The organism is Treponema socranskii subsp. buccale, assembly GCF_024181585.1.
GTDB lineage: Bacteria > Spirochaetota > Spirochaetia > Treponematales > Treponemataceae > Treponema_D > Treponema_D buccale.
In genome coordinates this window covers 655,653-668,785 of record NZ_CP054258.1, presented here as the reverse complement: position 1 = coordinate 668,785, position 13,133 = coordinate 655,653, and the positions used below count along the sequence as shown (strand labels likewise).

General features: G+C 49.6%; 12 protein-coding genes and 1 tRNA gene. 3 read left to right on the top strand and 10 right to left on the bottom strand.

Annotated elements, in window-relative coordinates:
- Nucleotides 1-51: 51 nt before the first annotated feature.
- The gene (locus HRI97_RS02975; protein ID WP_253726422.1) at nucleotides 52-1,707 is read right to left on the bottom strand and encodes a putative manganese-dependent inorganic diphosphatase; all 1,656 of its coding nucleotides are present in this window, start codon (nucleotides 1,705-1,707) and stop codon (nucleotides 52-54) included.
- Between the two features lie 638 nt (nucleotides 1,708-2,345).
- Here HRI97_RS02975 and HRI97_RS02970 point away from each other — a divergent pair.
- The gene (locus tag HRI97_RS02970) at nucleotides 2,346-3,176 is read left to right on the top strand and encodes an Rpn family recombination-promoting nuclease/putative transposase (RefSeq protein WP_253726420.1); all 831 of its coding nucleotides are present in this window, start codon (nucleotides 2,346-2,348) and stop codon (nucleotides 3,174-3,176) included.
- 131 nt (nucleotides 3,177-3,307) lie between these two features.
- A complete protein-coding gene (locus HRI97_RS02965; protein ID WP_253726419.1) occupies nucleotides 3,308-4,549 on the top strand; it encodes a galactokinase in 1,242 nt (413 codons plus the stop codon).
- A gap of 76 nt (nucleotides 4,550-4,625) precedes the next feature.
- On the opposite strand, the gene HRI97_RS02960 is transcribed toward HRI97_RS02965, so the two are convergent.
- From HRI97_RS02960 to HRI97_RS02950, 3 genes are all read right to left on the bottom strand, one after another.
- On the bottom strand, nucleotides 4,626-5,690 hold the full coding sequence (locus HRI97_RS02960; RefSeq protein WP_253726417.1) for a Gfo/Idh/MocA family protein: 1,065 nt from the start codon (nucleotides 5,688-5,690) through the stop codon (nucleotides 4,626-4,628).
- Nucleotides 5,691-5,825: 135 nt separating this feature from the next.
- Entirely contained in the window at nucleotides 5,826-7,766 is a 1,941-nt protein-coding gene (locus HRI97_RS02955; protein ID WP_253726415.1) for an IdeS/Mac family cysteine endopeptidase, read from the bottom strand.
- Between the two features lie 205 nt (nucleotides 7,767-7,971).
- Nucleotides 7,972-8,053, bottom strand: a tRNA-Leu gene (locus HRI97_RS02950).
- A gap of 159 nt (nucleotides 8,054-8,212) precedes the next feature.
- Between HRI97_RS02950 and HRI97_RS02945 the strand changes: the two genes are divergently transcribed.
- The gene (locus HRI97_RS02945; RefSeq protein WP_253726413.1) at nucleotides 8,213-8,482 is read left to right on the top strand and encodes a hypothetical protein; all 270 of its coding nucleotides are present in this window, start codon (nucleotides 8,213-8,215) and stop codon (nucleotides 8,480-8,482) included.
- Between the two features lie 298 nt (nucleotides 8,483-8,780).
- On the opposite strand, the gene rsfS is transcribed toward HRI97_RS02945, so the two are convergent.
- The 6 genes from rsfS to rpmA all read right to left on the bottom strand — a co-directional run bounded on the left by rsfS (nucleotide 8,781) and on the right by rpmA (nucleotide 13,121).
- Complete coding sequence (gene rsfS / locus HRI97_RS02940) at nucleotides 8,781-9,134, bottom strand: ribosome silencing factor (protein WP_253726411.1); 354 nt, start codon at nucleotides 9,132-9,134, stop codon at nucleotides 8,781-8,783.
- A 15-nt stretch (nucleotides 9,135-9,149) separates the two neighbouring features.
- The gene (locus tag HRI97_RS02935) at nucleotides 9,150-10,376 is read right to left on the bottom strand and encodes an LCP family protein (protein ID WP_180485242.1); all 1,227 of its coding nucleotides are present in this window, start codon (nucleotides 10,374-10,376) and stop codon (nucleotides 9,150-9,152) included.
- 21 nt (nucleotides 10,377-10,397) lie between these two features.
- On the bottom strand, nucleotides 10,398-10,988 hold the full coding sequence (gene yqeK / locus HRI97_RS02930) for a bis(5'-nucleosyl)-tetraphosphatase (symmetrical) YqeK (protein WP_253726409.1): 591 nt from the start codon (nucleotides 10,986-10,988) through the stop codon (nucleotides 10,398-10,400).
- Nucleotides 10,969-11,631: a nicotinate (nicotinamide) nucleotide adenylyltransferase gene (nadD, locus tag HRI97_RS02925; RefSeq protein ID WP_253726407.1), complete on the bottom strand. Its 663-nt coding sequence runs from the start codon at nucleotides 11,629-11,631 to the stop codon at nucleotides 10,969-10,971. Before nadD ends, yqeK begins: the two co-directional genes overlap by 20 nt.
- Nucleotides 11,628-12,758, bottom strand: coding sequence for a GTPase ObgE (gene obgE / locus HRI97_RS02920; RefSeq protein WP_253726405.1), 1,131 nt, complete (start codon nucleotides 12,756-12,758; stop codon nucleotides 11,628-11,630). The genes nadD and obgE overlap by 4 nt, the downstream gene beginning before the upstream one ends.
- Nucleotides 12,759-12,863: 105 nt before the next feature.
- On the bottom strand, nucleotides 12,864-13,121 hold the full coding sequence (gene rpmA, locus HRI97_RS02915) for a 50S ribosomal protein L27 (protein WP_253726403.1): 258 nt from the start codon (nucleotides 13,119-13,121) through the stop codon (nucleotides 12,864-12,866).
- Between the last annotated feature and the right edge of the window lie 12 nt (nucleotides 13,122-13,133).

Here is a 13,133-nt window from a genome sequence, read left to right as displayed (position 1 = left end):
ATACTTGCACGGAAAGGCAGTGGCAAGACGGCACAGGCGCGAATTAAAATTTTACGTTTCGTATGCGTGCAGCTGCTCCGTCATAAGCGGGATGAGCTGCTTTTTGCGAGACACGACGTCTTTTAAATAATACACGTTTTCTTCGAGACGCGGAAAAGTCACAAGCGGTATAAATTTTTCGTCTCCGACCAAAAACAGCAGACTCGACAGCTGCGTAATATCCGTAACGAGAAGAGCGGAAAAAAGCAATTTCCGCGAACGCTGTTCGATTTCGAGTTCTTCGATAAATTCTTTTTTGCGGTCGAGAATCTCTTTCGTATCGTCCACTTCGATTTGGCTCACCGTATAATTCACTTTGTCCTGCACATACTCTTTCATGTCCTGCGTAACGAGGTCGTGCGCGCTCCGCCCCTTGATGCGGCTTCCCGCTGCGATCACGTCCTTACCGAGCTGTTTACTATCGAGACCGGTGATATCCGAAAGATAGCTTGCCGTCTCCCGATCTTCGTCCGTCGTCGTAGTGGACTGCAATATGAGCGTGTCCGAAAGGATGCCGCACAACAAAATGCTTGCGATTTCGCGAGGAATCGGCACTTTGTATTCGCGGTAGAGATTCGTTATCAAAGTCGATGTCGAACCGACCGGCTTTGAAATAAACATAATCGGATAATCCGTAGAAAGAGTTCCGAGCCGGTGATGATCGATCACTTCTCGTATGCGGTAATGAGCGATGCCGTCGACCGCTTGAGAAGCTTCGTTGTGATCAACCAATATCAATTCGATACCGGGCTCCTGCAGGAGGTCGTGCTCGGAAATGAGACCGACGAGTTTTTTATCGTCGTCGATAACTGGAAGACAGCGGCACGGAGATTCCTGAATGAGCGGCCGTATTTTCGCAACGGTATCTTCCGGATGTACGGGCGGAACGTCGGCGTCGGCCATAACCGAAACGGGAGCCGCATAGGGAATAAGCATCGCCGTCGGAGACGTCGCATAGGGACTGATAATAACCGACACTCCCCTTTTTTCGGCTCTTTCACGCAGTTCTTTTTTCAGCGGCTTTCCGAGCGTAATGATAAGGAGCTTGACGCCCGCGTCGATCGCCGCGCTCTGTATGTCTTCCCTGTCGCCGGTAATGACGACGGCATTTTCGCTGTTGTGTTCGGAAAGCGTATCCGAAAAAGTTTCAAGCGACGCAGCGCCGACGAGTACCGACGCTTTGAACACGTCGTTTTCGTTTTTGACGATAACCGGCTGTGCGTGTATCGTGTGCGCGATGAGCGCAATGCTCGTCGGCAAAACGGTTTTATATTCGGGATCCAAAACGGAAAGCACGTTTTGCGCAAATATATTGTAATGGAGCATTGCCATATACGCGCCCTTTTCGTCGACGACCGGCAGCACGCGGCTTTCGAGCCTGTCCATAACGCTGATGGCATCCCACACCGATTCGTCTTCTCCGACCGCATCGCACAAACCGCTCATAAAATACGCGACTTTCGGAACGACGTTGGGGATATATTTCGGATAGGGTACTTTAAAACGGTTGAATACGTATTCCGTCTGCGGAGAAAAATGCCCCGCTCTGCACGCGATATAATTCTTTTTGCCGAGCAGCTGCTTTAAGCGCGCGTACGCGGCAGCCGCAACGGCGCAATCCGTGTCGGGATTTTTATGCCCGATAATATAAACGGTCTTTTCTTTCATAACAATATTTTCGTACAAAACTCAGCCTTTGTCAAACAATTATAACCGGGCGGAAATCCATCAAGCGTCTGCAAACGTCACGGAAATCCATTTTTAATTTTCAATTGGTAATGTGGCGGTCTGGAGTTTTCCATTTCAATGGGGACGCGAAGCGACACCGTGCCGTACATCGAGCGAAGTTCCCCGCGCAACCTTGCAACGAGCGCGAAGCGCGAAGTTCCCCGCGCCACTTGCAACGAGCACGGAGTGCGAAGTTCCCCGCGCCACTTGCAACGAGCACGGAGTGCGAAGTTCCCCGCGCCACTTGCAACGAGCACGGAGTGCGAAGTTCCCCGCGCCACTTGCAACGAGCACGGAGTGCGAAGTTCCCCGCGCCACTTGCAACGAGCACGGAGTGCGAAGTTCCCCGCGCCACTTGCAACGAGCACGGAGTGCGAAGTTCCCCGCGCCACTTGCAACGAGCACGGAGTGCGAAGTTCCCCGCGCCACTTGCAACGAGCACGGAGTGCGAAGTTCCCCGCGCAGGAAACGATGTTCCCGTTTATTTTCATAAAAACCGCGTAATTTGTTAATTTACGGGCGATATATAGGTGAAGCGATTTTTTGTCCGCACTATCTCAACAACTGAGGATATCCCCATGGAATACACCCATAAACCCGTCGAAGAACTTTCCTTTACCGATGACTTTATGTTCGGCACGGTCATGAAAAATCAATTTATATGTAAGGGTGTCATCGAACGGCTCCTGCATATCAAAGTCGGTAAAATCGAATATCCCTCGCTGCAAAAAACGATCGCGCCGTTCTACGAAAGCAAGGGTATACGCCTCGACGTCTACGTTTCCGATCCCGAGCGCGTCTTCGATATAGAAATACAAACGTCGATCCCGCCTTCTCTTCCCAAGCGTACGCGTTATTATCAAAGTCTCATGGATGTCGATAACCTTTTGCGCGGCCAAAGCTACGCCGAACTGAAAGAGAGCTACGTCATCTTTATCTGTACACAGGATCCCTTCGGCAAAAGCTTGCCTGTCTACGAATTCCGCAATATCTGTACCGCCGACGGTACGCTTTTTCTTGATGACAAATCGTATAAAGTATTTTATAATGTGGGTGCCTACGGTAAAGAAGATGAGCCTGAATTGAGCGCCTTGCTGCAGTATCTTTGCGAGAGGCGGGCGACGAGCGGTTTTACGCAGCAGATCGATGCGCTTGTCGAAAAAGCGAAACGGAACGAAAAGTTCAGGAGTTGGTATATGTCGTTGAATATTTGGAAAGATGATTTACTAAGAGAGGGTTCACAGCTGGGTGAAAAGATCGGCTTTGAACGGGGCCGCCGCGACGGTATTGCTGCGGGAGCGTATCAAAAAGCACAAGAGACGGCAAAGCTGATGCAGAGAGAAAGCTGTTCTGTCGATTTTATACAGCGGATGACCGGTCTCTCGGAAGCGGAAATCGAAAAACTGTAACGGTATTTGCTGTGAAGCTCGACATCCGGCCTTTTTAGGTAAAAATTGATTTCCGTCTGCAAACCGTCGGATTCTACACAAACCGTCGGATTCGGTTGCCGTCCGTCCTTTTTCGTGTTAAAATCGCCGTCATGGATACGCTTTTAAATAAAATCGTACCGGAAAATCTTTCCGGCGAATTTAATAAAATCTACGGCGGCGGAAAAAATCCCGTGCGCATCTTTGCTTCTCCCGCACGCATCAATATCATCGGAGAACACATCGACTACAACGGCGGAAAAGTGTTTCCCGCAGCAATCGACCGCCTCCTCTACGTAACGATCAGAAAACGGGACGATTCGCGCATCAGCTACCGCGACTTGAAATTTCCCGGTGCCTACGGCTTTGATATACGCGACGAGTTCGCATACAAAAAAGAAAACGGCTACGCAAATTACTTAAACGGCATCGTGACGATTTTAAAACGAAGAGGCTGCGTCTTTTCGGGCGGCTTCGACGCGCTCATCGGAAGCGACATTCCCCCCGCAGGCGGCATTTCATCCTCGTCCGCCCTCGAATGCGCTTTCGCATACGCGCTTTCGGAAGTTTTCGGATTCGGCATTTCACGAAAAGATATCGCCCTTATCGGACAGCAAAGCGAACACGAATTCATGAATGTCAACTGCGGCATCATGGATCAATTCATCATCGCGACGGCGAAAAAAGATACGGCGGAACTGCTCGACTGCGCAACGCTCGACTTCGAATACGTGCCGCTTGCGCTCGACGACTGCCGCTTCGTCGTCATGAACACGCAGAAAAAGCGGCAGCTTGCCGATTCGAAATACAACGAAAGGAGAGCCGAGTGCGCCCGCGCTCTTACAATATTACAAGAGGCAAAAATTCCGCTTCACACCGCAGGAAAGTATACGAACACGGAGGACATTCCCGACCTGTGCGCTTTGACGCCGAATCAGCTCGACGAGTGTAAAAGTATTTTTACCGACGAAACGATTTTCCGCCGCGCGCGCCACTGCGTCACCGAAAACGCACGCGTCGCAAAAGCCGCTGCCGCTCTCAAAGAAGGAAACCTTTCAACGCTCGGAACATTATTAAAAGAATCGCACGCATCGCTCAGAGACGATTACGAAGTGACCGGCATCGAACTCGACACGCTTGCAGACGCCGCAAATGCCGAGCGCTCGTGTATCGGAGCCAGAATGACCGGAGCCGGCTTCGGCGGCTGCGCGATCGCGCTCGTAAAAAACGACGGCACGGAAGAATTTATCGAGCGCGTGCAGCGCGCGTATGTAAAAGCGATCGGCTATGAAGCGGCCTTTTTTATATGCGAGAGCGCGGACGGCGTACGAGAGATCGAAACGGCACGGAGCTAACGCTGCCGAATCGGCGCAATGCGGCAGCAAAGTACGGCATAGACTATACGGCGACGAATCGGATTTGCAAAACGCTTCAGTATTCGTCAAACGGCCGGTCCAATTTTACAAATGCACGGGAACGCTTGCTTTCATATATCGCCGTAACGATCCGCACGGCGCAAAGCGCGTCTTCTCCCGAAATGAACGGCTTTCGGTCGCGGATAATCGCATCCGCAAAATCGCAAAACTGTTTTGCATGACCTTCCGAAAGAATCGCTTTAGGATCCGACACACCCCCTGCCGAATTGCTTTTTTTTCCGAAGCGCTCTCGGATTTCAGCATCTTCTTTCCGCTCGTCTTTGAATTGCCACACTTTCAGCATATCTTCTTCGATAACGACAGTTCCTTCCGTGCCCGTTATTTCTATTTTTTTTAATGCCCCCGGATACGATCCCGTCGTTCCTTCTATAACGCCGAGAGCGCCGTTCGCAAATTTCAACACCGCAGCTCCCGTATCTTCGACCGCAATGCGTTTATGTGCAAGCGTTTCCGTAAAAGCGCCTATTTCCGTTACCGGCCCCATAAACCACTGCAAAAGATCGACGGCATGAATACTTTGATTCATGAGAGCGCCGCCCCCGTCGATTTCCCACGTACCGCGCCACGCACCGGAATCATAATAGGCTTGACTGCGAAACCATTTCACATATGCGCTGCCCAAGACAGGCGTTCCGAAACGCCCTGCGTCGATCGCTTTTTTTACGAGACGCGGCGCATCATAAAAGCGCGATTGAAAGATTCCCGAAAGCTTTACACCTTTTGCGTTTGCCGCATCGATAATTTTCCTACAGCGTTCGACGGTAATCTCAAGCGGTTTTTCGACAATAATATGTTTTCCCTTTTCGATCGCACCGAGCGCCGCTTCCAAATGGCAGCCTGACGGCGTCGCAACGGAGACAGCCTGAATACCGGATGAATTGAAAAAACTTTCCGAGTCGGTGTACGGCTCGAGCCCATATTTTTGAGCGAACCGATCCGCTTTATCCGGAGAAGGACTGTAACAGGCTGTGAGTTCGCAGTTCGGACATTGCGCCAGCGCTTCGGCATGAACGTCGGCAATGGAACCCAATCCGATTATACCGAATTTGACTTTTTCCATAAGGATATCATAACAAAGCGGGAGAGGATGTCAATACGACACGATAGGGTCGGACAAAGGGCTGTCTCAAAAGCCGATTACTTTTTCGACAGCCCGTCGAGTTTGCTAAAACCCGCAATTGAACTTATACTTTTTTTACGGATGTGCAGCCAGCCACGCTTTCCACTGCTCTTCGCCGAGGTCTAAAGTGGTTATGCTGTCGACATAGATATCTTCAGGTTTGCTTAAATAATAATTGAACATATATGCGCTGTTTTGCTCCGGTTCATCATAGATGTTGCCGCGGTATTGAACGCCGTACGGATAAAGAGCCGGTTCCGTTAAGTTCGATTCGGCAATATAGAGGCAGATAATATTGTTATCTGCGTCATAAGCCGCGCCCCAGCATGTTACGGCATGTTGATATAGTCTGCCTTTGGAACCCTTCCAGAACAAACCTATCGCCCGTCCCTTATCAAACGCTTCATTCATAATCCGTTCAAATTCTTTTTTTGTTTCACATCGTTCAGTATTGATAGGTCTTGTATCAAATGTAAAAACATCATTGAACAGCCCGGGATAGATTGAACCTAAAGTTTTTTGACCGTCTCTTTTATACAGGTACCACGTCAGGCCGTCTTCTATATAACCGCCGTACGACCTGTCATGTGTATAGACCCTAAAAATATTGGCTATATCGCTTTTTTCACCTTCCCTTTCATCCGGTAAGTTTCTGATATAATTATGTCTATACAAGAGACTATTCGGAGCAATGTTTGATTTTGCTTTATACTGCTCAATATAGTCTTTATTTTGTTCAAACCACCAGTGTAACATATTGGAAGCGGTTTTGGCCCAACATTGACTAAGGTCTGTTCCTTGCCGTGGTGTGTTATTAATAGTTTCTGTTACCATAAAATAATTGCTTGGAAAACCCTCTCTACGCAGTTTGGATAATTTCCGTGCATTGTAAAAGTTCGTATCGGCAGTTTCATTCCATTTGAACACATACGGCTGCTCGTAATAATCACCTGTGGGGGTACTGTTATAAATTATCGGCATCTTTTCTTTTTGACCGGCGGTAGGCGCATTGATACCTTTAACCCATCTGTAATGCACAACGGGATTTTCATTCTTTTTTTGAATAATGTTTACGGTCAAATCCTTTTTGTCGTCCGCATTTTTAATATAGGCTTTTGCCGTTTTATCCCAAAACTTTATATACGCGCGCCTGTCCCATACGGTTTTATTTTCCGTACAGGTAAATGAAATTATGTCCTTATCGGAATCGATTCGCGAAGCGATTGTCGGAGCTCCCGTAATCCACGGAAGCTTATCCTCATTCGACGTAAAACGCGGTTCATAATCCAATTTGCCGTCTATCGTTTGCACTTCGAACGTATATGTTCCTGCAGCGCTTTCTCTCATAACGGCTTGTTTTGATTCGTATTTGATTTGCGGTTTCTTTTTAATTTCAATCGTAACCGTTTTCGCTACCGACGAGCGGGCTACCGTAACGGTAATACTCGCCGTTCCGTCCTTTTTCGCATGTACGGTACCGTCAGTATCGCTTATATCAATGAGTTCCGGCGTTGTCGTACCGTAGATAAGCGTTTTATCCTCCGTCGCGTCATCGGGCGTGACCTTTGCTTTGAACGTATAGCTATCGCCGATAATCAATGATTCAGGCGGCGTTTCTTCAAATTTGATCTCTGCAACAGCAATCGGAGCCGGCGTAACGGTAACGTTTATCGTCTTTTGCACGCCGTTTGCCGCACGTATCGTAATGACGGCATTACCTTCTTCGTACGCCGTAATCACACCTTCGACATTTACCGAAGCGATTCCTTCGGCACTCGACGAAAAAGAGAGTCTCTTGTCCGACGCATATTCCGGCAAAACTTTCGCCTGCAGGCGGTACGTATCGCCTTTGACAATGGAAAAAGCATTGCCTGCGGAAGTGATGTGAATGCCCGTAACCGCCGTATCCGTATCGGTCTTCGACAAATCGTTCGTGCAAGATAAAAACAGCAAAGCTGACAACGATACAAACGCAGCGATTTTATTTTTAAATAAATATTTTATAATGTGTTTCATATTGTATACTATACAATATTTTTCATTTCTTTTCAAGTGATAAATCAAATAAATTCAATAACTCCAATATATCAATATCAAAATTACACCATACATCCGAATAGGAAATATAAGTATCTTGTACTCTATCCTTTGTGGGAATAAAACTAAAATATTTGAAAACTTCCATAAAAAAAGGATTACCGGAAACCCGATAATCCTGCAATGCGGAGAACCTGACTTGAACAGGCACGGCTCGCGCCACTAGCACCTCAAGCTAGCGTGTCTACCAATTCCACCATCCCCGCGTGTGAACGAAAGCATATCACAAGGCACAAAGCGTGTCAAGTATGCGACGCGACAGTATGCGACGCGACAGTATCGATGATCAAGCACTCTATTGACACGATCGCGCAGGTCATTTACAGTAAACGAGGTTTGAGAGCAGTCAGCAGTAAGGAGTTAGTATGTCCGCCGAAGAATTATTTTCGTATGACGACGAATACGATGATGACGATTTTGATGCCGACGACGATTTCGGCAGCGACAACGGAGACGACGAACTCGACGAGTTCGACGAAGACGCCGATTTTTTCGAAGACGATCCACTTGAAGAAGAAGACGATATAGACGAACCCTATGACGACTACGAAGAAGAAGACGGGTACGGTGCCGTACGTGAAGATGAACTGTCGGAAGACGACGACTTCGACGATGTCGATGACGACTCCTATTGATATCGCTCTTTAAAACCCGATCGGCACGCTTTTATTTTTTGAAACCTTTTAAGCATCTCGGCTTTCAGCCCCGATTTTGTTAATTATCAGATCGAATGTCGGCGCACGAAACAGCCGGAACTTATTAATATCGATTTCAGGGCGACTTTTTGCGGCAAACCGCAAAAACCGGGCTTTCCGAGGTTCCGCCGTCCGGCTCCATTCCTTCGGAACGGCTCCGCCGCCTCTCCAATCCCTGTCGCACGCAAAGCCTTTTTCTGCTCCGCATTTCCTCCGAAACTCGCAGCACTGCCGTGCGTTAATTATTAATTTCCACTCGGCGGCCGGCGTGCCACAGCTTTTCCAAATCATAAAAACCCCTCGCGTCGCTCGACATCAAGTGCACGACGATATCTCCGAAATCGATCAGCTGCCAGTCGTCGCCGTCGCTGTGTTTTCTGCGCGTACGGTAGAGTTCGAGTCCGTTTTCCTTTGCGTAATCGCATGCCTGTTTATATAAGCCTTCTTTGTGCGCCGAACTCGTAACCGTAACGATGACAAAATAATCCGTCCAACTGTTCAGTTCCGAAACATCGATGAGCGCGACGTCTTTCCCTTTGCCGTCTTCCATAAGCCGCGCGAGTTCTTTCGCTTTTTGTTCCGTCGTTTTCATACTGCAACCCTTATGTCAATTCGCGGACGGGCGCACATAGCGGCCGTCGAAATCTTTTCCCAAAATAATCGTAAAGTCAACGCTCGCAACCGATTCGTTCACACTGTCGCTCCTAACTTCCTCTTCCTGAATATTCGTGCAGCGGATAAAATCGCCGACCATTTTCGCGATTTCCCTGTTGCCGATATGATCGATGATCACCGTCTTTTCGTAATCGTTTCTGTCGGCATTCTGCGTACTCAAAATATCGTAACTCGCGTTTTGAAACAAAATCGCCGTATTGTGCGCGAGTCCCTGCACCGTCGTGCCGTTTTGAATTTCGAGCACGTAGATACGGCTCGTCATCGTATTGCCGGTAGAGATGAGCATATTCGTCGACTGGGCGACCGCCTGCTTGATAAACTCGCCGCCGTTGAGCGGAAAAAGAAGCTGTTTACCGTCGACCGTGCTTACCCTTCCCGTCACGTTTTGCTTGATGATGTATTCCGTGTTCATTTCCGCAAGCAGCGACATATGCGTGATAAAATCTTTCGCATCGAGGTTCGACGAAAAGAGCGGCAAAAATTTATCGATGTTTTTTTTCGCGAGTATCATCGCTTTGTTTTCGCCGAGCTGCGTAAAATAGGCGATCATGATATTTTGATAACGCTCGTATACGTCGACATCCGTCTCTTCGCTCAATCGATAACGGAGGTACGTCGAAACCTTATCGCCGTCAAGCGTTACCGCTCCGGACGGCAAAAGCCAGCGTTCTCCGTCAGGAGAAAGCGTGTCGACCGGTGCGGAAATAAAAACGCGCAAACCGCCCATCATATCGGTCAGCGTGATAAAATCGTCGAGCGTTACGATCGAATAAAAGGGTATCGACGTTCCGAGCAGATTTTCGATCTGCCGGAGATACGCGCCTATTCCCTTTTCCCGATAGATGACCGCAATACCGTCGGTGCGCCCCTGCGTACCTTCGACGCCTTCAAGCACGCGGTAGATACCGCCGACATTGTACGGAATATTGACGACGTCCGCTTTTTTCGAAACCGGATAATAGATGACAACTTCCGTCATAAGCGCATTTCCGCCGCCGTCATCGAGCACGTACAGCGTGCGGATCACTTGATCGTTTTCGAGGCTTTTGCCGACCGTATCGGTGCGGAGCAGCCGCGCGATAAAAACGGAAACGCCCGCGATGATGGCGAATATGAGAATCAAAAACAGTATGCCTTTTTGTTCGTCACGGATATGCATGTATCGTAACTCCTTAACAATTTAACGGCGATTCAACGAACACAAAAGTTTTTCCGATTCGGGCGCGACGGTGCATCCCTTTTTTTTCAAATACGCGATCCCGTCGGCAAGCACTTTTTCTACAAGTTCGTCGAGCGAAAGGTGCTCGAGAGAAGCCAGATACGCTTTTGTCGCCTGCGGGCGGCCGGGCTCGATTTTATCCGCCGCATAAACGACTTTCGAAAGAGCGCACATACCTTCTTCTCCGAACGTGTGCACGGCGACCGCCTGCAGTATGTCTTTATCGGTTACGCCGAAATCGCGGCGGAGCATGAGAGCTGCCGCGCGTCCGTGCAGCAGGGAAGGCTTTTTCGCTTCAAGCTCAGTGATCGCTTTTCCGTCCTCACGGGCGAGTGCCGCGATCTTTTCGTCACTCATGTCTTTGCACATATCGTGCGCGATGCCCGCAAGGTAGCCGCGCGAAGCGTCCAATCCGTATTTTTTACAAAGCCGGAAAGCGGTTTCGGCGACGCGCACCGAATGTTCGTAGCGCTCTTTTGTTAAAACCGCTTTCGCATAATCTTTGACGCGGTCGATGAGCGCGGAACTGCCGTTAAAATCTTCCGTATCCATAAAGCCTTTTCCGTATAATATATCGAAAAACGCTTTCGGGAACAAGGTAACGCCAGCTTTTTCCCGAACCGATGCGGGAACGGATTTCGGTCGAAGATAGCGTAAGCGGAGGATTGTCGAGAAGCCTGTGCGGGAACGGAAAAAACACGGACTCCACTCCTCCGTCAAATCCGCCGGTATAGTTTCCTACAGGCGTATTTTGAAATGCTTTGACGTCTTCTCCGCCCGCGCCCTTTTGCCTCCGCGCGATGACGATATCGGCAACGGATGCGACATCGGATGCGCGGTACCACTTTTCGAACTCGCGCGCGTTTTCCTCCCCGATGATGAGCGCGGGCTTTCCTTCGATCGAATCGCCGAATTTTTTAATAATATACTGCAGTGTATCGAAAGTATACGAAACCCCGCCTCGCTCGATTTCGCACGCTTCGGCTGCAAAGTGCGGAGAATCTTTACAAAACGCTTTCACCATGCCGAGCCTGTCTTTCGCAGAAGCCGCGTCCGCAAAGCGTTTGTGCGGCGGGATAAAAGTCGGAACGAAGAGCACTTTATCGAAACCGAGCTCGCCCGCTGCGATTTCGGCAAGCATGGCGTGTCCGATATGCAGCGGATTGAACGCACCGCCGAGCAAAGCGATTTTCATAAACGCTCCGTCCCCGGATACTGCGTTTCCATACTTTCATCTACCGACCTCGTCGAAAGAAACGACGACTCATCATTTCCGCGCATATCGTCTCCTTCACAAGCAGCCGTATGCGCACCCGAAGCGGCATCGACCATATCGATGATCCCGATCTTCGCGCTCCGCATATTCATATTCGCGGTAACCGAAATCGCGATAACGGGAGTTTCCTTTTCCGCTTCCCGAATCGATTTAATAATTTTTTGCGCGTTTTCCGCAGCTCCTTCCACGTCGATTTTATTGCACAGCACCATCTTCGGCTTTGCAGCGAGCTCGGGCGAATACGAAGCGATCTCTTTTTTCAGCGCAGCGTAAGCGGTCATGCAGCTTTCGTCGGAACAGTCGATCATATAGATGAGGCAGGCCGTGCGCGAAATGTGTTTTAAAAATTTAAACCCGAGCCCCGCGCCTTCGGACGCGCCTTCGATGATCCCAGGTATATCGGCAATGATTATATCGCGCTCTCCGTCGACGCGGAGCACTCCCAAATTGGGGATTTTCGTCGTAAACGGATACGGCGCGATTTTCGGACGCGCGTTCGTAAACGCGTTTAAAAGTGACGACTTACCGGCGTTCGGAAAACCGACGAGCCCCGCGTCGGCTATGATCGAAAGTTCGAGGCGGAGCTTTCTCACTTCTCCGGGAGTACCCGGATGCGCGTAACGCGGCGCCTGATTCGTCGACGACTTGAAATGGACATTGCCCCAACCGCCCTTACCGCCGTTTAAAAAAACGAAGCGCTCGTTTTCGTCTTCGTCGGTAAAATCGTGGATGAGTTCGTCCGTTTCGGCATCCCGTATCGTCGTGCCGGGCGGAACGGCGATAACGACATCTTCTCCGTCTTTGCCGTATTTGTTCCAGCCCGAACCGTCGCCGCCGTTTTTCGCTTTAAAGACGACTTGATTGCGGAGCTTTGCAAGCGTGCGCATATTGCGCCTGACGCAAAACACGACATCTCCTCCCTTGCCGCCGTCGCCGCCGTTCGGCCCTCCTCGCGGAATATATTTTTCTCTGCGAAACGCGATGCAGCCGTTTCCGCCTTTTCCCGAGCGGACTTCAATTAACGCTTCATCTGCAAACTGTACCATACTGTTCTCTTGTTTGGATTCAAAAGCCTCGACATTCGGGGCTAAACGAAAATACCCGGCGCAGGCTGTGCTGAACCGGGTATCGTCATAGTGTCAAACAAAATTTTACGCGTTTGCCGGAGTAACGGAAATATATTTTCTGTTCATCCGTTCGTGGTAGACGACTTTACCGTCAGCCGTCGCATACAGGCTGTCGTCGCCCGCACGCTTTACATTGCTGCCCGGAAAAAATTTCGTTCCGCGTTGTTTGACAAGTATGGAACCGGCCGTAACCGCTTCTCCGCCGTATCGCTTTACGCCTAAATTTTTCGGATTGGAATCGCGTCCGTTTTTGGCGCCGCTGCCGCCTCTCGATCTTCCCATAGTATACCTCGT

What these genes read in the sequence shown, in the direction of transcription:
- HRI97_RS02955 (WP_253726415.1), bottom strand. Translation starts at nt 7,766, where the DNA reads ATGAAACACATTATAAAATATTTATTTAAAAATAAAATCGCTGCGTTT.
- HRI97_RS02945 (WP_253726413.1), top strand. Translation starts at nt 8,213, where the DNA reads ATGTCCGCCGAAGAATTATTTTCGTATGACGACGAATACGATGATGAC.
- HRI97_RS02975 (WP_253726422.1), bottom strand. Translation starts at nt 1,707, where the DNA reads ATGAAAGAAAAGACCGTTTATATTATCGGGCATAAAAATCCCGACACG.
- HRI97_RS02965 (WP_253726419.1), top strand. Translation starts at nt 3,308, where the DNA reads ATGGATACGCTTTTAAATAAAATCGTACCGGAAAATCTTTCCGGCGAA.
- HRI97_RS02935 (WP_180485242.1), bottom strand. Translation starts at nt 10,376, where the DNA reads ATGCATATCCGTGACGAACAAAAAGGCATACTGTTTTTGATTCTCATA.
- rsfS (WP_253726411.1), bottom strand. Translation starts at nt 9,134, where the DNA reads ATGAAAACGACGGAACAAAAAGCGAAAGAACTCGCGCGGCTTATGGAA.
- HRI97_RS02970 (WP_253726420.1), top strand. Translation starts at nt 2,346, where the DNA reads ATGGAATACACCCATAAACCCGTCGAAGAACTTTCCTTTACCGATGAC.
- obgE (WP_253726405.1), bottom strand. Translation starts at nt 12,758, where the DNA reads ATGGTACAGTTTGCAGATGAAGCGTTAATTGAAGTCCGCTCGGGAAAA.
- rpmA (WP_253726403.1), bottom strand. Translation starts at nt 13,121, where the DNA reads ATGGGAAGATCGAGAGGCGGCAGCGGCGCCAAAAACGGACGCGATTCC.
- yqeK (WP_253726409.1), bottom strand. Translation starts at nt 10,988, where the DNA reads ATGGATACGGAAGATTTTAACGGCAGTTCCGCGCTCATCGACCGCGTC.
- HRI97_RS02960 (WP_253726417.1), bottom strand. Translation starts at nt 5,690, where the DNA reads ATGGAAAAAGTCAAATTCGGTATAATCGGATTGGGTTCCATTGCCGAC.
- nadD (WP_253726407.1), bottom strand. Translation starts at nt 11,631, where the DNA reads ATGAAAATCGCTTTGCTCGGCGGTGCGTTCAATCCGCTGCATATCGGA.